Origin of the sequence: Gluconobacter sp. Gdi (genome assembly GCF_014132155.1) — a bacterium.
In the GTDB taxonomy this organism is placed as follows: domain Bacteria; phylum Pseudomonadota; class Alphaproteobacteria; order Acetobacterales; family Acetobacteraceae; genus Gluconobacter.
On record NZ_BLJQ01000004.1, the window covers coordinates 40,651 to 60,921 of the forward strand.

Below are 20,271 nucleotides of genomic sequence, written 5' to 3' on the forward strand. Positions count from 1 at the left end.
AGTTCTCGTTACGTTATGAAATATATTCCATAAAGTAAGGGCGTCATGCATTTTTCTCGATCTGGAATGGCTCTGGCCATCTTTGGGCTCATCGCCGTCGTTCCGTCTCCAGCCCACAGCGATGATACTGTTTCCGTAACGGCGGTGCTGGATCCGAGCCATCACGGACGTCTCATCTATCCGCCGGCTGAACTTGAACTGCGGCATTCGGGATCGGCACATATTGTCTGCGTCATCACAAAGGACGGTCAGCCTCAAAGCTGTGAAACTTCAGCGAGCGCACCGGATTTCGCACTTGCAGCAGAAGCCTATGCCTATTCATCCAAGTTTCTTCCGGCATACCAGGACAGCAAACCCGTTGAAGGCCGCTGGGAAAAGACCATTCCCTTCCAGGCCCAGGGAACAGCAACCGTCCCCGTCGTGGATCATCAGCACACTCCACGCCCCTACTATCCAGACTTTGCGAACGACAGAAATATTACAGGAAGAGTAGCCGTCACCTGTCAGGTTGATACTGCAGGCATCGCGCATGACTGCATCGCCAGCCCGGGGCCCGAAATTTTACGACGGGCAGCGCTCGCTTATTTCACGCTGGCCAGATACCTTCCGGCTATGAAAGACGGGCAACCCATCTCAGCCCCCTATCATGGCAACATAAACTGGGAGTCAGACGCGAAAGACCGGAACGACGGGTTCCGCTGAAATCTTGTGTCTGCACGCTGGTCCATTCCATAATCAGCATCGAAAGCCCTGTCGGTTCAGGGCAAAAAACTGCACAGAGGCTATTCATGACCCTTCGCAAATTTGCTCTTCTTGCCTTCGCTACCATCGCTTTCGGCGGCCAGTTCGCACATGCCAAATCTCAGCCCTGCCGGGACGCCAAAGGCAAATTCACAAAGTGTGAAGCACCAAAGAAGCCGAAGGCCTGCCGGGATGCCAAAGGCAAGTTCACCAAATGTGACGTAACAGCTCCGCAAGTTGCTCAGCCTGCTCACTAAGCTCAAACAAAAAAGCCCCTGTCAGCAGACGCTGGCAGGGGCTTTTTTGAAAGACTGAGATCGTTAGGCAGCAGCACGCTTGAGGATGGCCTGAGCCATTGCCTCAACGCCATTTCCACGGTTCGTGGACAGTGCTTTGACCAGCCCCATATTATGCAAAAAGACCGGGCTCGTCTGAAGGACCTCTTCACGGCTCCGCCCTGAATACACCCTTAGCAAAAGGGCTACCAATCCCTGAACAATGGCCGCATCTGAAGCGCCAGCAAAGAAGAGCTTACCATCACGGTCTTCCGCTTCGAGCCAGACCTGGCTTTGACACCCCGGAACACGGTGGACATCGTCCTGCCATTCCGAAGGGAAAGCCGGAAGTTTGCGGCCCATTTCAATAATATACTGATACCGCTCCATCCAGTCGTCGAACATCGCCAGTTCGGCTTCAATTTCCTCGATGGCAGCGGTCGCCGTCTCTTCCTGAGGGGCAAGAAAGGCATCTCTCACAAAAAACGTCTCCGTCACAGGATAAAGCGGCTCAAATCACCCTTGCGGGCAAGCGGCGCCACCCTGTCACGAACATCCTCTGCCGTCACCCTCACGGTCTCGCCTTTCCGGTCAGATGCAGTAAATGAGACGTCCTCCAGCAGCTTTTCCAGAACTGTTGCCAAACGGCGGGCCCCAATGTTTTCAACCCGCTCGTTAATATCAGCCGCCAGTTCCGCCAAAGCATCCACGGCATCGTCACCGAATTCCAGCGTCACACCTTCTGTACCCAGCAGACTCACATACTGCTTCAGAAGCGAATGCTCAGGCTCCAGCAGAATACGCTTCAAATCGTCTCTGCTCAGGCCAGCCAACTCCACACGAATAGGCAGACGCCCCTGCAATTCCGGCAGAAGATCTGAAGGCTTGGCAATGTGAAAGGCTCCGGACGCGATAAACAGGATATGGTCCGTCTTCACCGAGCCATACTTCGTGCTGACGGTCGTCCCCTCAATCAGCGGAAGAAGGTCACGCTGCACGCCTTCACGAGAGACATCTCCGCTGCGCGTTCCATGCTCAGATGTCGCACAAACCTTGTCGATTTCATCCAGGAACACAATGCCATGGTTCTGGGTGTGCTCTATGGCTTCGCGCGTCAGGGCTTCATCATCCAGAAGTTTGTCCGCTTCCTCACGGATTAACTGCTCGCGGGCCACCGAAACCTTCAGTTTCTTGCGTGAAGGCATCCGGTTCATGAACCCCTTCATCATATCGTTGAAACTGATGACCTGCCCGGGCTGGAGACCTGGAATATCGCTGCTCTCCTTACCGCGCTGTGGATCAGGAGCAATCTGGATTTCAATTTCTTTGTCTTCTAAAGCGCCATCTCGCAGCATCTGGCGAAACTTCACCTTGGTGTCGGCCGTCGCGCCTTCTCCAACCAGCGCATCAACGAGCCGGGTTTCGGCGGCGGCCTCAGCTTTCTCCTGCACGTCTTTGCGGCGTCCATCCCGCAGCATGGTCAGAGAGACCTCGACAAGATCCCGGACAATACTGTCCACGTCCCGCCCGACGTAGCCAACTTCCGTAAACTTGGTCGCTTCCACTTTCAGGAACGGAGACTGCGCCAGCTTGGCCAGTCGACGGGCGATTTCTGTCTTGCCGCAACCTGTAGGGCCAATCATGAGAATGTTTTTGGGAACAACCTCATCCTTCAAGCCTTCAGGAAGCTGGGACCGGCGCCAGCGATTACGCATCGCGATGGCAACTGCACGTTTTGCGTCGGACTGACCAACAATAAAGCGATCAAGCTCGGATACGATTTCGTGGGGGGCAAAATTTGGAACAGACATCTCAGGAGGCCTCCCCGCCTAGTGTTTCCAGCGTCACGGAATAGTTCGTGTAAACGCAGATATCACCGGCAATTTTCATGGACCGACGCGCGATTTCCTCGGCGCTCAGGCCCTCCACCGTCATCAATGCCCGCGCTGCAGACAGTGCGTAATTTCCGCCGGAGCCAATGGCCACAATGCCGTCTTCCGGCTCCAGCACATCGCCATTTCCGGTCAGGGTGAAAGAGCGGTCTGCGTCAGCCACCAGCATCATGGCTTCCAGACGCCGCAGATAGCGGTCCGTGCGCCAGTCTTTCGCCAGTTCGACGCAGGCCCGCTCAAGCTGCCCTGGATACCGCTCAAGTTTCGCTTCAAGTCGCTCCAGCAGGGTAAAGGCGTCAGCCGTGGCACCGGCAAAACCCGCAAGGATATTGCTGTGAGGGCCAATTCGCCGAACCTTGCGAGCATTACCCTTGATAACGGTCTGCCCGAGGGAGACCTGGCCGTCCCCCGCCATGGCCACCCGGCCATCGCGACGGACACAAAGAATGGTCGTGCCATGCCAGCCGACCGGATCGTGGGGAGTGATTTGGTAAGACATCACTCAAAAAGATGGTGCGGATATAGCGCCTGACAAGAGGACCTCTCCTGTCAGGTTATATTGCCTCCTGCATCAGCCGCCTGATCGCATCCTGTAGTCCCTTCTGCGTAAAGGGCTTGGGCAATGGCTCATTTTCAGACTGGGTATCTGTGTGGCCACTGATGAACAGCACTTTGAGATGCGACATTTTTTCCATCAGGATGGCTGCACAGGTCGGTCCATCATGGTCGGGCATGCGCATATCAATCACCGCCAGATCGAAGGGTCCCTTTTCATCTGTCAGCGCCAGAGCCTCGGACAGAGAAGATGCAGAAGCAACCTCATGCCCGTCCTGACGAAGAAAACCCTCCGTCACCATGCGAACCGGCGCCTCATCATCGACAACCAATACCTTCAGGGAACGCGGTTTCTCATCTTCCGCAGCCCGATCTGCCACAACATCGCTCCTGACGACCGGAAGCAGCAATGTCATGCACGTCCCTTTGCCGGGCGTGCTGTCCACAACGATTTCGCCATAACTCCGGCTCAGGAACCCATACACACTGGAAAGGCCCAGCCCTGTTCCACGCCCGACATCCTTGGTGGTGAAAAATGGATCGAAAATCCGTTTCATCACCTCGGGTGACATGCCCTCACCTTCATCGACCACATCAATGGCCACCGCACGATCCAGGCAACATTCCGGAGGCAGCGTCGTGAATTTCTGCCCCACTACACGCGCCGACACCGACACTGTCCCACCCTGCGTCATGGCATCCCGAGCATTCACACAGAGGTTCAGAAGCGCCATTTCAAGCTGATCCTGATCCGACCAGACCGCGGGGAAATCAACAGGCATTTCCTCAAGAGACAGTTTACAGGCCACACTTTTTTCACCGCTTCGCCGCTTGAGACTTTGAACCAGAAGCGCTTCCAGCCCCGGCAGAAGATCCTGCAACGCCACCGGCGCCAGACGCGCTTCACGCGGACGTCCAAACTGAAGTAGCCGCCGTGTCAGCACAGCACCACGCTGCGCAGATTCCATAGCGTTCTTCACCAGAGCACTGGATGTCTCATCCAGGTCCACCATGTCTTCCAGCAGTTCCAGAGACCCGGAAATAGCAGCAAGCAGATTGTTGAAATCGTGCGCGATCCCCCCAGCCAACGTACCAAGAGACTGAAGCTTGTCCGCCTGCCGCAGACGGCTTTCCATCAGCACTCGCTGCGTAACGTCCCGATCCATGCTGACCTGCCATCGGTCTTCCGTCGGAACGCCCTGCGGCCACGCCAGAGAAAGGCGGCTCAATTCGTGCCAGCGCTGAACGCTTCCTCCGTCATGATCGGGCAGAACTTCAGCAACCAGTCGCTCTTCCTGCCCCGTACTACGGACATTCTCGCGCATTTGCTGAACATCATCACGCAGTACTTCCGGGAAGTGCATCAGTTCGTCGTTAAAATCCTGTACAACGTCTTTCACATTGCTCCGAATACAGCGCCCCTGAGCATCAGAAAAAACAAGACCCATCGGAAGGGCATCCATCAAGCCCCGCAACAGAGCCTGCTCCGTCTGCAGCGCCCGTTGGGCAATACAATGCTGCGTCACTTCCCCGACCAAAGACCGAAGCGCATCCGAATCCCAGGGTTTGTGCACGTAAGCCTGCACCTGTCCAAGGTTCAGGGCAGACACCACGGCATCCAAATCCGCATAGCCCGTCAGCAGAATACTGCGCGCATCCGAAAACTCGCGCGCCCGCATCAAAAGCTGATCCCCCGTCAGTCCAGGCATCCGCTGATCGGAGATAATGGTGGCAACATCCGGATGCGCCCGCAAAAGCTCCAGAGCTCGCAGCGGATCCGTCGTTGCAAGAATTTCGTACTGGTCTTCCAGCAGATCTTCCAGGGCGACAAGGATTTCTTCCTCGTCATCCACCAGCAAAATACGGGGACGTAATGGCCCCTTCACGCTCCACACACTCATACGGAACGTCCCGTTGCCACCGGCCCGTCTTCCGTCATTGTGACGGGAAGGCTGAGCCGGAAACACGCCCCTATTCCACGGCCATCCGGCAAATGGGCATCTGTAATTTCGATAATGCCATCATGGGCTTCCATCACACTATAAGCGATCGCAAGCCCCAACCCCGTGCCTGTTCCAACCGGCTTGGTTGTGAAGAACGGATCGAACACCCTATTTCTCAGTTCCATCGGCAAACCCGGGCCATCATCGCTGATCGTCATGTCATACCGGCCATTTTCAAGACGGGACTTGATCACAATACGCCCCTGCACAGGGCCGCCCTCAGGCGAGATGTCAGCCAATGCATCGGCTGCATTGGAAATAATATTCATAACCACCTGATTCAGAAACGCAGGCTGACAGACCAAATGCGCCGGAGCCTGCAAATCCTTTTCAATTCTAATGTCCGGACCAAGCTTATGTCCCAGCAACGCCAATGCTGTCTCAAGTGCACTGGGAACATCGACTGTCTGGAATGAACTTTCATCCAGCCGGGAAAATCGCCGGAGACTCAAAACGAGATTCTGAATCCGCTGCAACCCGAGCTTCATGGATTCCAGACGTGAAATCCCCTTCTGCATGAGCGGCGCCCCATCCTCTGGACTCCCCATCGCCTGAAGGCGCTTGAGCGTCCGCTCCACTGTGTCGGCATGGGCGATTGTGAAGGCTAGCGGATTGTTAATCTCATGAGCGATACCCGCCACCAGCTCACCCAACGAAGCCATCTTGGCAGTCTGCACGAGTTTCGACTGCGCCTGAATCAACTGTTCGTTTGTGCGCGCTAATTCCATATTGGCCTGCGCCAGTGCTTCAGCCATTTCGGCCTTCGCCCTTGCCGCTTCTAAAGTAAGCGCATTCTGCTGCCGCTCAATTTCCTGCTGCCGGAACTCATCCTGCGCCATACGTCTTTGCGCAAGCGTCCTGATCCGCATGGCGAGGGCTTCGATGGCAATGTCGCTGGGAACCAGATCGTCAATGCCGGCCTCGAAGAATTCACCGGAAGATTGCCTCCGGAAGCGTGAGGCCTCCACGATACCAAGCGTTCGGAACGGAATTCCACCGGCTTCCAGAACAGCCTGACGGCGTGCATCCAGAAGACGGCAAAACTTGAGATCCTCATCTCCGCTCCCCAGTTCCAGAACCAAACAGTCAGGACCATCTGCGCCGCGCAACCATCCACCATCAATCAGATCGTCTGAACGCTCGATAGACGTGACCGTATGCCCATCACGCCAGAGCAGCTCACCCAACGTTGTCTCAGGTGCATCTTCAGTAATCTCTTCGTCTTCCTCCTCTTCACGGGGAGAATTGACGATGACAATTCTTGCCCGGCGAAAGCGAGAGGCTTCATCCACCTGAAGAAGCTCCGGTCCTTCCCGAAGCAAAGCGCGCATCCGCAACACCAGCAGGTCAGGATGAGCGGATTTGGAAATATAGGCATCTGCCCCACTTTCCAGCCCCTCTCGCTCACCGCCGGGAAAAGCATCTTCCGTCAGCATCAGGATCGGAATGGTGCGTGTCAGGGCATCCAACCGCAAACGCCGCGCCAACTGCCCACCCGTCATGCCGGGCAGCTCAGAGCACACGACCACAAGGTCAGGCATCAGATCCTCAACCGTTCCCAAAGCAGCTTCACCGCTGCCGAGACAGGTCACGGTGAAGCCTTCCTTTAGAAGAACACGCCAGATCCGCTGGGCATGAGCATCATCCGGCTCCACGAGCAGAACACGTGCGGTCTCTGTGGCTCCGAGCGGAGCTTTAAGATCAGAATGCAGCATGAGAATGACGGAATGTTTGCATTAACGGCCTCTTGCAGCTAGTCCGAAGCTGATGTTCGTCCGATTTCCAAGGGGCGAAGATAACTCCCGTTACCGGATCAGTGGAAGCCGTATCTCATGGACATTCAGCCCTCGCGCAACCTGACGGATCGCCTGCTCAACTCCCGCAGCGGGGAAAGCGGCCCTCTTTCAACCGGCGCGCTGATCCGGACGGGCATCTGGTCCATCTGCTATTTCGCCTTCTACTTTGCCCAGCAGGTCGCAGAGCTTCTCGCTCCGCTTCTCCTGATTCTTGGTCTTGGCTGGTATATCCTTCCGCACATCGTGAACGCCATTACGACAAGTGCTGCGAGTGCCGACCCGCAGGCGAAAGACATCATGAACCATGTGGCGGGCACCCTGCCGACCCACCTTCAGATCGGCAGTCACCTGCTAACCCCAGGCTCCCTCATGTTCGACGGCTTTCTCCTGATGGGACTTGCCGCAATTGGAGCGACCCTGTCCGCACTGGCCGCTCGCAACATGTAAGACCCAGGCTCAGGGAGTAAGGAGATGGCCGATACCCGGCCATAAAGTCACGAGCTCCCCAGCCTTCCAGTGCCATAGTGCGGCCACGCCTCCGCCGACCACCACAAGACTGAGCCCCCACGCGGCACTCCAAGTCCCAAGACTTCCAATCATTTTCGTCCCGACAGTCTCGGGTTTACCCAGACCGTGGGTTACTGTCCGGGAATGTAGAACAAACGCATGTTTCGCAGCGTCCCGTGCTTCGGACGCGCTTAGTCCAACAGGATAAGACTGTGATGTTTCAGGGCCTGGAGGCTCTTCAGTCTCAGCCTTGAGCAAGGACAAGTCATCAGGCGGAATTTGCGCAAGCTCAGCCTCCTGCGCCTCTTGTAAAGGCCAGCTATCCCCACAGTTCGCGCAACGCAGCCGCCGCGCCTGCTCCAAAAGTGAATCAGGCACTTCAAAAACAGCATGACAGTGGGGACATTCAACACGCATCACGGTATCCTTCAAAAATCAGACCGTACCGGCCTCGGTCTGACCTCAACTGGGTTGCCCATATGACGAGGTTGTCGTTAATAAATGGTTAATACGCCTGCAACACCTTTGATCGTTTTCATATGATCCGCCTGCGCGATGTCTCCCTGAAACCTGCTGGCGTTGGGCAGCCTGTTCTGCACGGCATGACCCTGACAATCCCTCAGGGAGAATTCCGCTGGCTTCTCGGGCCATCAGGCGCAGGCAAATCCAGCCTTCTCAAGCTTCTGACACTCGGGGCAAAACCCGCCTCAGGCCAAATGGATATTCTCAACACCCCAGTCACGGGCGCCAGCCGAAGCACTCTACGGAACCTGAGAAGACGTATCGGGTTCGTCCCACAGGATTACCGCCTGATCGGAGAGTGGAATGTTTTTGACAACGTCGCCCTCCCGTTGCGTCTGCGCGGGCGCTCCGAACGCGATATTCGACAGGAGGTTTTTGCCGTCCTGGACTGGCTGGATGTTTCCCCGCATGCCCATTCCCGACCGACCACTCTTTCCGGGGGCGAACAGCAGCGTGTTGCCATTGCACGCGCCCTGATCGGACGACCCGATATCCTTCTTGCCGATGAACCAACAAACGCTCTTGAGGATTCTCAGGCCAGACGCCTTCTTGCAACGTTCCAGGAACTGATTGATCTGGGAACAACCGTGATTGTCGCGACGCATAACGAAGGCCTCGTGCGCGATGCTCCCGCCCCATCCATCATGCTTCGTGATGGCACGCTCGATCCGCATGCAAATGAGGCGATAGCGTGAGCCGCCGCGTCTCTCCCGGTCTGCGCTCAGGCAGCCTCCCTCTGCTTGTTGCTCTCATGACCCTGCTGGCTGGCTTGGCTCTTGCTGGTTTGACCGGTGTTCAAGCGCTTGCAGATGGCTGGGCGCAGGCGGCCCAAAGTGCTGCAACGATCGAAATCCCGACGGACATTCCAAACGCCTCAGATCGCACGGACGCACTCATTCACGCTCTCAAAGCCTTGCCGGGCGTTACCAACCTGCAAAAGCTTTCCACAGACAAAGTGCAGGATCTACTGGCGCCCTGGCTTGGCCAGCCTACGGATTCACGGAAAGGCTTGCCGGGCCTCTCACTGCCCACCGTCCTCATCGTCGCCCACACGCCTGACGCTAACCTAAGCTCCACTGTTCATGAGACGTTACCCGAAGCCATTGTTCAGGAAGACATGCAGTGGGGCCAGAGGCTTGAACATTTGGGCACAAGCCTCGTCGGATGCGCCTGGCTTGCTGTTATCCTGATCGCAGCGATTGCCGTTTTATCCATTGGCATCACTGTCCGCCGCTCTGTCGCTGCCCAGAAACGGGCTGTGGAAATCGTGCATTCCCTTGGCGCCGGGGACTTTACAATTTCCAGCCATATTGCCGGTCGGGCTGCACTCCTCAGCTTTATGGGCGGCGTGGCTGGCCTCGTCCTCCTCACGCCACTGACAACCTCCCTTGCCACAACCCTCGCCCCCTTCACGCATCAGGCCACCGTCCCAAGCACCTTTCCGACAACACTAGATGGCTGGTGGACGACACTCCGCATTTTACCTCTCAGCCTCCTGAAAGAGCTCGGTGCCCTGCCCGTCATTGCGGCTCTTCTGGGATGGATCACAGCTCAGGGCGTTGTGCTCGTGTGGCTTCGTCGATTGCCGTGAAGGCCTTTCTTTCCTCGCTGTTTCTTATTGCCGTGCTCTGGTCGGCTGGCTTCGTCTGGTTCATCCACGATTCCCGACAGCCACCGCACGTTGCCACTGTCTGCGATGGCATCGTCACCCTCACAGGCGGCCAATCCCGTATCGAAACCTCCCTCACCCTTCTCAAGGGCGGATATGGCCAGCTTCTACTGATTTCTGGCGTAGGGCCCCATGTTACACTCGATCAACTTGTGCGCCTTCAGAACCAGACCCTTTCCAACGATTTGGCCAGCCGTGTCACTCTGGGCCGCCGCGCCGTCAGTACGATTGGTAATGCGTATGAGATCACGACGTGGGCCAGAGATCACAAGATGCACAGCCTGCTGGTCGTTACCGCTGGCTACCACATTCGCCGCGCCATTATAGAGCTCAGCCGGACTGCCCCAGATCTGGAACTCGTGCCTTATCCGGTTCTCCCGCCAGCTCTGGAAGCGCCACTGTCCCGCCAGACCCTGCACTTACTCATCCGGGAATATTTCAAACTTCTGGGCGCAGAACTTAGTAATCTGACGGGCTTACCAGACGGCAAGATTGGCCTTACGCCTCACTAAGGCCTCTTGTGCAACCGCAGCTTTTCTGGTGAGCAGACAAAATTATGAGCATTCTTCGCGGCCTGCTGTTCAATCTTTATTTCCTGATCCTCACAGTCATCATGGGCCTCGGGGCAATCCCGATCCGCCTTATGAAGCGACAGGATCTGGCACTCTCTTACGCCAAACTGTGGTCCAGAGCAGTGCTGTTCGGATTTGCACAGCTTTGCTCCGTGAAAATTGAAGTTTATGGTCGGGATAATATTCCTGCAGGCCCAAGCCTGATTGCATCTCAGCATCAGTCCTTCTTCGATGGCTTCGTCTGGATGGATCTGGTTCCCCTACCGACCTACATCATCAAGGCGGAACTGACTAAAATACCCCTCGTCGGCCCCATGCTCGTTCTGAGCGGTATGATCCCTGTGGAACGAAGCGCCGGATCTAAAGCCCTGCGCACCATGATGAAAGACAGCGCACGCGCTCACGCATCTGACAGACAGATTATTATCTTTCCTGAAGGCACACGCACACTCCCCGGAGAGCGCCACCCCATCCAACCGGGCATTATTGCTTTAGCCCGACAGGCTAATGTCCCTGTCGTGCCGGTCGCCACCAATTCCGGCCTTTTCTGGGACCGATCTCCCTGGCGGAAAAAACCTGGTGTTTTGAAGGTCGTCATCGGCGCGCCACTCCCCTCCACAGAGGGACGCGACGGCTTCACGACCGCGCTGAACGAAGCATGGGATGAACTGTGCGCAACCCATGAATTACCGCGCAATACTGTGGATAACTCTGTGGAGCTTCAGAGAGTTTAACAGCCGCCGGAACAGAAGGAGTTTTGGGGCGACAGGCTTTGGGCGAATCTCAAGAAACCCAACAGTTTCCATACGTAGCTAAAAAACCCTGTTTTTCTGCGGTTTTCAGCTATTTCCTGACCTCAATTTTCTCAGATCGCCTTCCATAGACTCGGCTGTCAAACAATGACTGCACGCGGAATGCTGTTTTGGGGATAAAATACCGTCCATCGAACCAGCCTCTTTATCCAGTTACACAAAGACAGGCCCAGTGAACCCAGTTTCCAATACTGCCCGTTACCTGAAAATCACGCTTGTCATCTTCTGTTTCATTACAGTTGTGGCGGCTGCAGATACCGCCCTGTGGCATCACGTCACCACCAGAATGCAGGCACAAATTGAAAACGAAGTCGCGAACCTGAAAGCAACAGGATGGTCCGTAGAGACTGGAGAAGTTCGACGTGGAGGCTGGCCTTTCGGAGCATGGATCGAAATTCAGAAACCCCAACTCAGCCATAAAAATTTTCCTGCCCAACCATTCGAAGCTGGTTGGGCAGGTGAGACTTTCAGGCTTGGCGGACCATGGACGGAACTCGTCAGAAACGGCCTCACCGTCTCCCTTCCTGGTCGTCAGGCTGCGCGCATTATCACTTCTTCGGCCAGAGCAACCATTCTCACAGAAACTTTGAGACTGCACATCTCAGAGGACGGAACCGTAATGTTCCATGCTCCTTCTGCCCAAGTCGCCGTCGCAATGAACCTTGTGGATCAGACAGTCGCGCTGTCCCGCCTTTCTGGACGCATCCTCATCCAATCCCAGGCCCCAGCGGGAGCCACACGCCTCGGACTGGATGTGTTGTCTTCCACCCTCAGCACATCATTTTTGAATGCTGCCAAGTATCCACTGCACAACGCTCATCTCGTGGTAGCTCTCACAACGTCCAGCACACATCCTGAAAGTCCACTTTTTAGTCCTGATGGCTATGAGCGCCTACTTGTGCAGACAGCATCATTTTCGATGGGGTCGGAAGCGACTTCTGCACATTTTTCCTTTTCCGGTGAACTGACATACCCAGCGCTCAACGGCCACCTCACCCTGACGCTTCTGAACTGGCATGATGCCGCCGAAAAAATCCTGAATATTCCGCGCCTTCAGGCCTCGCTTGCTCCAGACACGCGCGTCTTTCTTGAGCACATTTTGTACGCAACGCCCTCACCGGGACTGGCAGAAAGTCATCCTGTTGTCGCAGAAGTTTCCGTCGTGAACGGTCATGCTGCACCTGCTCTCGAACAACTTTTGCAAACAATCTCCACACAAAAAATTGACGCGTCACATTTGCGCGAGTAGACGCAGGGAATGTTTTGATTTTTGTCAAAACCATGGCGCGGAAAGAAAACTTTTCCCGTGCTGCGGCTTTCAAGATTCAGATCCGGATCATGTGTGCAGTGCGGTGCGCATGATCTCAGCTCATTCCTGACTTCTAGGGTGCGAGCGTAGCTGACGGGTCCATGCGGACCGGTTCTGCGGTCCGCCTCCCAAGCAGAAGGCACCATCGCAATGTTTGGCCTGTCGGCTTTATTTCTCGCGCGATTTCAGTTCGCGTTTACAGTCGGGTTTCACATCGTATTCCCGGCATTCTCGATCGGGCTTGCTGCCTATCTCGCCGTTCTTGAAGGCCTCTGGCTCAAGACGGGACGCAGCGCCTATCTGGATCTCTTCAAATACTGGCTGAAAATCTTCTCCGTCGTATTCGCGATGGGCGTGGTTTCCGGTCTGGTCATGTCCTACGAGTTCGGGACTAACTGGTCCCAGTTCTCGCAGAAGGCTGGCCCCATCCTCGGCCCAATGCTGGCCTACGAAGTGATGACGGCCTTCTTCCTTGAAGCTGGCTTCCTCGGCGTCATGATGTTTGGCCTGAACCGCGTGGGCAAAGGTCTGCATTTCGGCGCCACCTGCATGGTCTCGATCGGCACGCTGATCTCCATGACGTGGATTCTCGCTTCCAATTCCTGGATGCAGACGCCGCAGGGCTACATCATTGATGAAGCTACAGGTCGCTTCCTGCCGGGTAACTGGTGGCAGATCATCTTCAACCCGTCCTTCCCGTTCCGCCTCGTGCACATGGGACTGGCAGCGTTCCTGTCCGTCGCGTTCATCGTGGCTGGTGTCGCTGGCTGGCATCTGCTGAAGGCCCGTCGTGAAGGGCGCCAGGCGTCCGAACAGGTCCGCCTGATGTTCTCCATGGCCATGTGGATGGCCGCGATCGTCGCTCCGGTCCAGTTTCTGGCGGGTGACACGCAGGGTCTGAACACGCTGGAATACCAGCCTGCCAAAATCGCCGCGATGGAAGGCGACTGGGACTCCGAAGGCCGCGCGCCGGAAATCCTGTTCGGTATTCCGGACATGGAAAACGAGACGACGCACTACAAGGTCCAGATTCCGCTCCTCGGCTCCCTGATCCTGACGCACAGCCTCGATGGCAAAGTGCCGGGCCTCAAGGACTACCCGAAGGATCTGCGTCCGTATTCACCTCTGCTGTTCTTCTCCTTCCGCATCATGATCGCGCTTGGCTCGCTCATGGTTCTGGTTGGTCTGTGGTCTCTCTTCCTGCGCTGGAAGGGCAGCCTCTACAGCAACGCCATGCTCCATCGTGTCGCTCTGTGGATGTCCCCGGCAGGCTTCATTGCTCTGCTGTGTGGCTGGATCACGACTGAGGTCGGCCGTCAGCCGTACACGGTTTATGGCCTCCTGAAGACCTCCGACAGTGTCTCCCAGATCGCTCTGCCGAGCATGGCGACGTCGATGGTTGCCTTCGTGATTGTGTACTTTGTGGTCTTCGCAGGTGGCATCACAATTCTCCTGCGCAGCTTCGCAGAAGAGCCTCACTCTGGTGAGGAAGGTCCGTCCGAGCACGAGCCGCAGATGTCCGCTGGTACCACGCAGGTCTCACATCACCCCCACAATGCTGGTCTGGCGGAGTAAGCGATCATGACCGAATCCGCCGCTTTCTGGCTTCCCGTGGTCTGGGCCGTTCTCGCGGCCTCTGCCATCTTCCTCTACGTCATCCTTGACGGCTTCGACCTGGGCATCGGCGTCCTGTTCCTCAAGGAACGGGACCACGATCACCGCAACGTCATGGTCAACACAGTCGCCCCTGTCTGGGACGGCAACGAAACCTGGATGATCTTCGGCGGCGCCGCCCTCTACGGCGTCTTCCCGGTCGCTTACGGCACGATCCTTCCCGCGCTGTACCTGCCCATCCTGTTCATGCTGCTGGCTCTCATCCTGCGCGGTGTCTCCTTCGAGTTCCGCTTCAAGATGAAATCTCCCGGTTCACAGCTGTTCTGGGATGCATCCTTCTGCGGTGGCTCCATCGTTGCAGCATTCATGCAGGGTGTGATCCTCGGGACGCTGGTGCAGGGCATTCCTGTCCAGAACAACGTGTTCGTCGGAACCTCGCTGGACTGGGTGACGCCGTTTGCATTGTTCTGTGGTGCAGCCGTCACAATCGGCTACGCGCTTCTGGGTTCCACATGGCTCATCTGGCGCTGTGAAGGCGAACTGCAGGATACGATGCGTCGTGTCTCCTATGGCCTTGCCGGCCTGATGCTGCTGACGATCGTCGCTGTATCCGTCTGGACGCCACAGCTTCACACGACCTACATGCAGCATTGGCTTGAATGGCCGCAGCTTGCTCTGGTCCTGCCGGTTCCGGTCGCTGTCGTAGCTGTTGCTGGCGCGCTGTTCCTGGGCCTGCGTAACCGCAAGTCTCACCTGCTGCCGTTCATCTCGACACTGGGTCTGTTCTTCCTGTGCTTTTCCGGTCTCGGGATCAACGTGTGGCCGTATATCGTGCCGCCGACCATCACGATCTGGCAGGCCTCTTCGCCACCAAGCAGTCAGGCTTTCGTCCTGTTCGGTGCGATGTTCCTGCTGCCAGTCATCCTCGGCTACACGATTTATTCCTACTACGTGTTCCGTGGAAAAGTGACGAACGAGCATCACTACCACTGACCTTCAGGGAGTTCGCGCCATGAGAATCGAGTACGGAAAGCCCAACCAGAAAACCGGCACCGTCGCCTGGATGAAACGGGTGGGATGGTTCGTACTCTTCTGGCTCAGCGGTGTCCTCGTCGTTGGCGTGGGAGCTGAACTCCTCAAGAGGATCATCTTCGGCGGCCATCACTAACCGAGGCCTCCCAAAGAAAAACCCCGCCCCTGAAAGGCGGGGTTTTTCATGCCCTCAGAAGGTATCTTTCTGCCGACGCAAGTCCGCAAACTGCGCCACATCGGACGCTCGCAGAAATGGATTCGTGGCCCGCTCCGCTCCCAGAGAGACTGGCAATGTCGGTCTCCCCGCTTCCAGAAGCGTTTCCACTTCCGCTGCCCGCGCTTTCAGAGCCTGATTGTCTGGATCGACATGTAATGCAAAAGCGATGTTCGAGCGGGTGTACTCATGTCCGGCACAAACCAGCGTGTTATCAGGCAGTGCATCATAACGATGGAGACTCCGATACAGCTCCTCTGCTGTCCCCTCCAGCAGGCGCCCACATCCGACACTGAACAGCACATCACCACAGAACAACGCAGGCACTTCAGGCACAATATAGGAAAGATGCCCGACAGCGTGTCCCGGCGTTAGAAGAACATCCACTTTCGTAGATCCGATATAAAAACTGTCACCGTCTCCAAGGCCACGATCCAGCTTAGGAAGCCATTCCTGCTTCTGAGATGGGCCGAACACTTTCGCGCCATATCGCTCGCGAAGGGCTTCCACCCCTGCCGTGTGATCCGCGTGGTGATGCGTCAGAAGAATCAGATCGAGACGCCCTTCTCCCAACACGTCCATGACTGGGCCAGCTTCGCCTGGGTCCACGACAGCCCGCGTCCCGTCTTCTGCTTTCAAAAGCCAGACATAATTGTCTGACAAAACCGGAATGGGCTGAATATCAAGTGACATGACAGTTCCCCTGAACTGAGCTTGCTGGTTAGATACTTCCATGCTGACGCGCCTGACACGCACCCGTTCCGAAGATGCTGCCGCTTTCTATCAAAGCTGGGCAGGCCAACGCACAGCCAGCCTCCTCAACCGAAGATTGAACAGCCTCCTGCCAGACCTCCGGGCGCGTCGGCTGCTCGGGATAGGGTACCCCGGCCCCTATCTTCCTACCACAGCCGGGTGCGCAATTTCTGCGCGTTTGCAGCATCCCCAGACCCAGCGCCCATTTCACCACATCGTTCAGGACTGCCTGATTGAGAGCGGGCGCCTGCCTTTCGATGACCTGTCGATGGATACCGTGCTGGTCGTTCATGGACTGGAGTTTACCCGTTCAGCAGCAGAGTTTCTCCGCGCCGCCTGGAAAGTCATGACGGATGACGGCTACCTGATTCTCGTCGTACCAAACCGCTCCGGCTACTGGGCTCATACGGATGCAACACCTTTTGGTCACGGCGTCCCCTTCAGCACCAGACAGTTGACGCGGCTGCTGGAGCAGGGACTGTTCCAAATCGAACATCACACTGGCGCCCTCATGACGCCTCCTGCTCTGCTGTCGCGCCTTTCAGGCACACTTCCAGAGCGCGTTGGAAAAATGATCCGCTACCCCTGCGCGGGCGTCCATATCGTGGTGGCTCGCAAGAACGTCTATGCAGGCCTACCCCTGATGGACGAAAAAGCGCGTGTGACCGTCCCCAGACAGGTTGCAGAACCTGCCTGAAAAACGCCTTCTTTGTGGCGAATTCTTGACCCTAGCTTCCTGTGCCGTAAGAGTGCGTTCCATGTCGTTGATCCAGTCCCTCAAACTTGTCCTGTCGCCGCCGCATCGCGCTGCGACTCCCTTCCTCGCTGCTGGTGCCTTCGTTGGCATCATCGGGCGCCTGACGCCCTGGCGGTTCACGCGTCTCATCGGAAAGGCTGGCATCGCATTTTCTGCCTTCTGCCTGTACTTCTTCCGGGACCCGAAGCGCACACCGCCACCGGGATCAGATCTCGTACTGGCGTCTGCAGATGGCCGCGTAACGTCGGTCTCCCTCGTTGCTCCGCCGGCAGCGCTTGAAATGGGCACAACTCCGGTCTGGCGCGTCTCCACGTTCCTTTCCGTGCTGGATGTGCACATCAACCGCATGCCTGCAGCCGGTCAGGTCACGAAGATTGCCTATCATGCAGGCAAGTTCCTGAACGCCAGCCTAGACAAGGCCTCCGAGCACAATGAGCGCAATGAAATTCGCCTGACCCTTGCAGACGGCCGCAATATCGGCGTCGTGCAGATCGCAGGCCTGATTGCGCGCCGTATCCTCTGCTTCGTTGAAGAAGGCGAGCATCTGGAAGCTGGCGAACGCTTTGGTCTGATCCGTTTTGGCTCCCGCACAGACGTGTATCTGCCGCCGGGTGTTGAGCCGATCGTTGTTGAAGGCCAAACCATGATCGGGGGCGAAACCGTCCTGGCGAAGCTCTGAGCCAGAACGCGCCAATGACCATTCCCGAGACGGCTGAACCCAACCGTCCTGCCAGACGCCGCCGCATTCGTCGCCGACTGCGGCGCATGGGACGCACCCCCCGCACACGCGTGCGGGGACCGTCCTTTAACCGGCTGATTCCCAACATCCTGACCATGCTCGGCCTGTGTGCCGGGTTGAGCGGGATGCGCTTTGCGCTGGAACACCAGTTTGCACACGCAGCGGTCGCCCTCCTGATCGCCGCCTGCATTGATGGACTGGACGGCCGAATTGCCCGCCTTCTGCGCGGCACAACGCGTTTTGGCGCCGAATTCGACAGTCTGTCAGATTTCGTATGCTTCGGTGTCGCACCGTCATTCGTGCTGCTGATCTGGTGCCTTGAAGATGCCGGGCGCTATGCCTTTGTCCCCTGCATCATGTTCACGGTCTGCATGGCCCTTCGTCTGGCACGCTTTAACGCAAGCCTGGATGACGATGACAAGCCGGATTACTCCGCCAACTTCTTTACCGGCGTACCAGCCCCTGCTGGCGCAGGTATCGTTCTATTCCCTGTATTTCTGGGGCTCGAGGCGGACAGGATGCATGCCGAAGGCCTCGCAGCTTTCGCCCGTGCACCCATCGTCTCGGCAGTCTGCCTGATCCTGACAGGTCTGCTGCTGGTCTCGACGCTGCCGGTCTGGTCTTTCAAGAATTTCAAGGTTCCGGCCCGCTATGTTCTGCCGCTCATGCTGGGAACGGGCCTCTATGCGGCCGTTCTCGTTGCAGACCCGTGGGGCGCACTAGCCGCCGCCGGACTGTTCTATGTCGCAATACTGCCCTTTTCCCGCCGGTCTTATCACCGGCTGAAACGGGCCGCTGAAGACATGTCCGAGACGGTTGAAGAAGAAGCAATCTGAACAAAAAAAGCCGCCGGAATAACCGGCGGCTTTTTTTATGTCTCCACATGGCTGGAAGCAGTCTTCCAGCCATTCGGAAAATACTTATTCCGTGACATCCCAAAGCCATGCTGCACCGCGGACGCCAGAGCTGTCACCATGCAGGTTCTTGACGATTGGCGTTGTGCAGACCGGCGTAATGACGTGCTTGCTCAGGAGCGGCGGAACACGCTCATACAGAGACGCCAGATTGGAAATTCCGCCTCCGAGAACGATCACGTCCGGATCAAGGAAATTGATCGCGAGGGAACAGGCGCGCGCAAAGCGCTCCATGTAGAGGTTCAGGGCGCGGATGGCAGCCTGATCGCCGTTTGCAGCAGCATCTTCGATGCCAGCCGTATTGCGGTTACCTGGGCCCTTCCAGTCAGCAGCAAGAGCCGGACCGGAAAGATAGCGCTCCATGCAGCCTTTGTTTCCGCAGAAGCAAGGACGCGGCTCACCATCTTCAGGGAGCGGCCAGGGAAGCGGCAGATGCCCCCACTCACCCGCAATATGATGACGACCCTCAATCACGCGGCCATTATTAACAATGCCGGCGCCCATGCCCGTTCCGACAATAATGCCGAAAACAGTCTGTGCGCCCTTGGCAGCACCATCGGCGGCCTCAGACAGCGCAAAGCAGTTCGCGTCGTTCTCGGTGCGAACAGGACGGGACAGGGCCGATTCCAGATCCATGCCAAAAGGCTGATCGTTCAGCCAGGTCGCATTGGCATTCTTGATCAGCCCCGTCTCCGGAGAAATCGATCCTGGAATGCCAATACCCAGCGTGGACGTGCTCTGACCGGCAGACACACGGTGGCTGGGAACAGCCCCCAGACGGTGGTCCACGCTCGTCACGAGATCACGGATCGCAAGAACCGCTTCCGGATAAACACCTGGATTGGGAATTCGCTCACGCAGGACAAGATCGCCCTGACGATTAAGAACTGCGATCTCGATCTTGGTTCCACCGAGATCAATACCAAGGCGATAGTCAGCCGTCTCATGCCCTGTGTTGTTTGGCGGCCGTCTGAAAAGAGAGCCTGAAAACAGATTAACGCACTGTATGCGCTCGTCTGATTGAACGTGAAAGCCTCTGTCGGCAAGTCATCCGATCACAAAAAATCAATGTTTCTGTTTTTGTAGGATCGAGTTCTGGTCAAACTCCGCCATTCATCCCTCAGCGAGACGCTGAAGACCCACAAGAATGTCCTGGGGAGACGGAGGACATCCTGGAATAGCCCGACGGACCGGCGTGAGCGCTTTCAAGCCTCCCAAAGTGGCATAATTCGGCCCGAACATCCCGCCATCAACAGCGCAAGCCCCTACAGCCACCAGACTTTTTCCAGCCGGCATCGCATTCCAGACCCGCTCAAGCATCTGAACACAGGCCCTGCCCATCGGACCCGTAACCAACAGCCAGTCGGCATCTGCCGGATCGGTAACGCGTGCGAAGCCATATTGCTCAAGAGCGAAAGCACTGCCGCATAAACTCTCCACTTCCATGGCGCAGCCTTCACATCCGCCGGTCTCCAATACGTACAATTTGATCGTATCGGGACGGACAGACGTGCCTTTGTCAGCAGATAATCTCCACCGCGAGACATTCAGGAAAGCGTGCAACACACTGAGTGGGCCCATAGTCTGCAATGCTG

At 56.8% G+C, this 20,271-nt stretch carries 23 protein-coding genes; 14 read left to right on the forward strand and 9 right to left on the reverse strand.

Translation table 11 applies throughout. The annotated features are described in order from the left end of the window. Positions 1 to 45 precede the first annotated feature (45 nt). Together JN414_RS09270 and JN414_RS09275 are read left to right on the forward strand one after the other, a co-directional pair. Positions 46 to 702, forward strand: coding sequence for an energy transducer TonB (locus JN414_RS09270; protein ID WP_202207650.1), 657 nt, complete (start codon positions 46 to 48; stop codon positions 700 to 702). A gap of 86 nt (positions 703 to 788) precedes the next feature. Then, entirely contained in the window at positions 789 to 998 is a 210-nt protein-coding gene (locus JN414_RS09275) for a hypothetical protein (RefSeq protein ID WP_202207651.1), read from the forward strand. Between the two features lie 63 nt (positions 999 to 1,061). Here the strand turns inward: JN414_RS09275 and JN414_RS09280 are convergent, their stop codons facing one another. Genes JN414_RS09280 through JN414_RS09300 form a run of 5 tightly spaced genes read right to left on the reverse strand, consistent with a single transcriptional unit; the run spans position 1,062 to position 7,181 of the window. Beyond that, a complete protein-coding gene (locus JN414_RS09280; protein WP_202207652.1) occupies positions 1,062 to 1,496 on the reverse strand; it encodes a SufE family protein in 435 nt (144 codons plus the stop codon). A 14-nt stretch (positions 1,497 to 1,510) separates the two neighbouring features. Further along, positions 1,511 to 2,827, reverse strand: coding sequence for an ATP-dependent protease ATPase subunit HslU (gene hslU, locus JN414_RS09285; RefSeq protein ID WP_202207653.1), 1,317 nt, complete (start codon positions 2,825 to 2,827; stop codon positions 1,511 to 1,513). A gap of 1 nt (position 2,828) precedes the next feature. Continuing rightward, positions 2,829 to 3,407, reverse strand: coding sequence for an ATP-dependent protease subunit HslV (gene hslV, locus JN414_RS09290; RefSeq protein ID WP_200898348.1), 579 nt, complete (start codon positions 3,405 to 3,407; stop codon positions 2,829 to 2,831). Between the two features lie 55 nt (positions 3,408 to 3,462). After that, positions 3,463 to 5,364 (reverse strand): response regulator, encoded by a 1,902-nt coding sequence (locus JN414_RS09295; protein ID WP_202207654.1) that lies wholly within the window; start codon positions 5,362 to 5,364, stop codon positions 3,463 to 3,465. Next, positions 5,361 to 7,181 (reverse strand): ATP-binding protein, encoded by a 1,821-nt coding sequence (locus tag JN414_RS09300; protein ID WP_202207655.1) that lies wholly within the window; start codon positions 7,179 to 7,181, stop codon positions 5,361 to 5,363. The genes JN414_RS09295 and JN414_RS09300 overlap by 4 nt, the downstream gene beginning before the upstream one ends. Positions 7,182 to 7,298: 117 nt before the next feature. On the opposite strand from JN414_RS09300, the gene JN414_RS09305 reads away from it, so the two are divergent. Then, positions 7,299 to 7,709, forward strand: a complete 411-nt coding sequence (locus tag JN414_RS09305) for a hypothetical protein (protein ID WP_086633011.1) — start codon at positions 7,299 to 7,301, stop codon at positions 7,707 to 7,709. A gap of 9 nt (positions 7,710 to 7,718) precedes the next feature. On the opposite strand, the gene JN414_RS09310 is transcribed toward JN414_RS09305, so the two are convergent. Beyond that, positions 7,719 to 8,186, reverse strand: a complete 468-nt coding sequence (locus JN414_RS09310) for a zinc-ribbon domain-containing protein (RefSeq protein ID WP_202207656.1) — start codon at positions 8,184 to 8,186, stop codon at positions 7,719 to 7,721. 122 nt (positions 8,187 to 8,308) lie between these two features. On the opposite strand from JN414_RS09310, the gene JN414_RS09315 reads away from it, so the two are divergent. The 8 genes from JN414_RS09315 (at position 8,309) to JN414_RS09350 (ending at position 15,435) form a co-directional block, all read left to right on the forward strand. After that, positions 8,309 to 8,986 carry a cell division ATP-binding protein FtsE gene (locus JN414_RS09315; RefSeq protein WP_046901269.1) on the forward strand — a complete coding sequence of 226 codons (678 nt, stop codon included), beginning with the start codon at positions 8,309 to 8,311 and terminating at the stop codon, positions 8,984 to 8,986. Next, on the forward strand, positions 8,983 to 9,882 hold the full coding sequence (locus JN414_RS09320) for an ABC transporter permease (protein WP_202207657.1): 900 nt from the start codon (positions 8,983 to 8,985) through the stop codon (positions 9,880 to 9,882). The genes JN414_RS09315 and JN414_RS09320 overlap by 4 nt, the downstream gene beginning before the upstream one ends. Further along, positions 9,831 to 10,472: a YdcF family protein gene (locus tag JN414_RS09325; RefSeq protein WP_373687864.1), complete on the forward strand. Its 642-nt coding sequence runs from the start codon at positions 9,831 to 9,833 to the stop codon at positions 10,470 to 10,472. The genes JN414_RS09320 and JN414_RS09325 overlap by 52 nt, the downstream gene beginning before the upstream one ends. A gap of 44 nt (positions 10,473 to 10,516) precedes the next feature. Next, entirely contained in the window at positions 10,517 to 11,266 is a 750-nt protein-coding gene (locus tag JN414_RS09330; protein WP_202207658.1) for a 1-acyl-sn-glycerol-3-phosphate acyltransferase, read from the forward strand. 250 nt (positions 11,267 to 11,516) lie between these two features. Next, positions 11,517 to 12,593, forward strand: a complete 1,077-nt coding sequence (locus tag JN414_RS09335; RefSeq protein ID WP_202207659.1) for a DUF2125 domain-containing protein — start codon at positions 11,517 to 11,519, stop codon at positions 12,591 to 12,593. Between the two features lie 210 nt (positions 12,594 to 12,803). Then, positions 12,804 to 14,228, forward strand: coding sequence for a cytochrome ubiquinol oxidase subunit I (locus tag JN414_RS09340; protein ID WP_046901266.1), 1,425 nt, complete (start codon positions 12,804 to 12,806; stop codon positions 14,226 to 14,228). Positions 14,229 to 14,234: 6 nt separating this feature from the next. Next, positions 14,235 to 15,260: a cytochrome d ubiquinol oxidase subunit II gene (cydB, locus tag JN414_RS09345; protein WP_202207660.1), complete on the forward strand. Its 1,026-nt coding sequence runs from the start codon at positions 14,235 to 14,237 to the stop codon at positions 15,258 to 15,260. Between the two features lie 19 nt (positions 15,261 to 15,279). Further along, the gene (locus JN414_RS09350; RefSeq protein WP_086633006.1) at positions 15,280 to 15,435 is read left to right on the forward strand and encodes a DUF2474 domain-containing protein; all 156 of its coding nucleotides are present in this window, start codon (positions 15,280 to 15,282) and stop codon (positions 15,433 to 15,435) included. A 54-nt stretch (positions 15,436 to 15,489) separates the two neighbouring features. Here JN414_RS09350 and gloB read toward each other — a convergent pair whose 3' ends face one another. Further along, the gene (gloB, locus tag JN414_RS09355) at positions 15,490 to 16,206 is read right to left on the reverse strand and encodes a hydroxyacylglutathione hydrolase (protein WP_202207661.1); all 717 of its coding nucleotides are present in this window, start codon (positions 16,204 to 16,206) and stop codon (positions 15,490 to 15,492) included. A gap of 40 nt (positions 16,207 to 16,246) precedes the next feature. Between gloB and JN414_RS09360 the strand changes: the two genes are divergently transcribed. The 3 genes from JN414_RS09360 to JN414_RS09370 all read left to right on the forward strand — a co-directional run bounded on the left by JN414_RS09360 (position 16,247) and on the right by JN414_RS09370 (position 18,598). Next, on the forward strand, positions 16,247 to 16,963 hold the full coding sequence (locus tag JN414_RS09360; protein WP_202207662.1) for a methyltransferase domain-containing protein: 717 nt from the start codon (positions 16,247 to 16,249) through the stop codon (positions 16,961 to 16,963). Positions 16,964 to 17,024: 61 nt separating this feature from the next. Then, positions 17,025 to 17,702, forward strand: a complete 678-nt coding sequence (locus tag JN414_RS09365) for a phosphatidylserine decarboxylase (RefSeq protein ID WP_046901262.1) — start codon at positions 17,025 to 17,027, stop codon at positions 17,700 to 17,702. Between the two features lie 14 nt (positions 17,703 to 17,716). Further along, entirely contained in the window at positions 17,717 to 18,598 is an 882-nt protein-coding gene (locus JN414_RS09370; protein ID WP_046901261.1) for a phosphatidylcholine/phosphatidylserine synthase, read from the forward strand. Between the two features lie 84 nt (positions 18,599 to 18,682). Here JN414_RS09370 and JN414_RS09375 read toward each other — a convergent pair whose 3' ends face one another. Beyond that, positions 18,683 to 19,669: an ROK family protein gene (locus JN414_RS09375; RefSeq protein WP_202207801.1), complete on the reverse strand. Its 987-nt coding sequence runs from the start codon at positions 19,667 to 19,669 to the stop codon at positions 18,683 to 18,685. A gap of 120 nt (positions 19,670 to 19,789) precedes the next feature. Then, positions 19,790 to 20,257, reverse strand: a complete 468-nt coding sequence (locus JN414_RS09380; RefSeq protein ID WP_202207802.1) for an NADH-quinone oxidoreductase subunit B family protein — start codon at positions 20,255 to 20,257, stop codon at positions 19,790 to 19,792. Positions 20,258 to 20,271 lie beyond the last annotated feature (14 nt).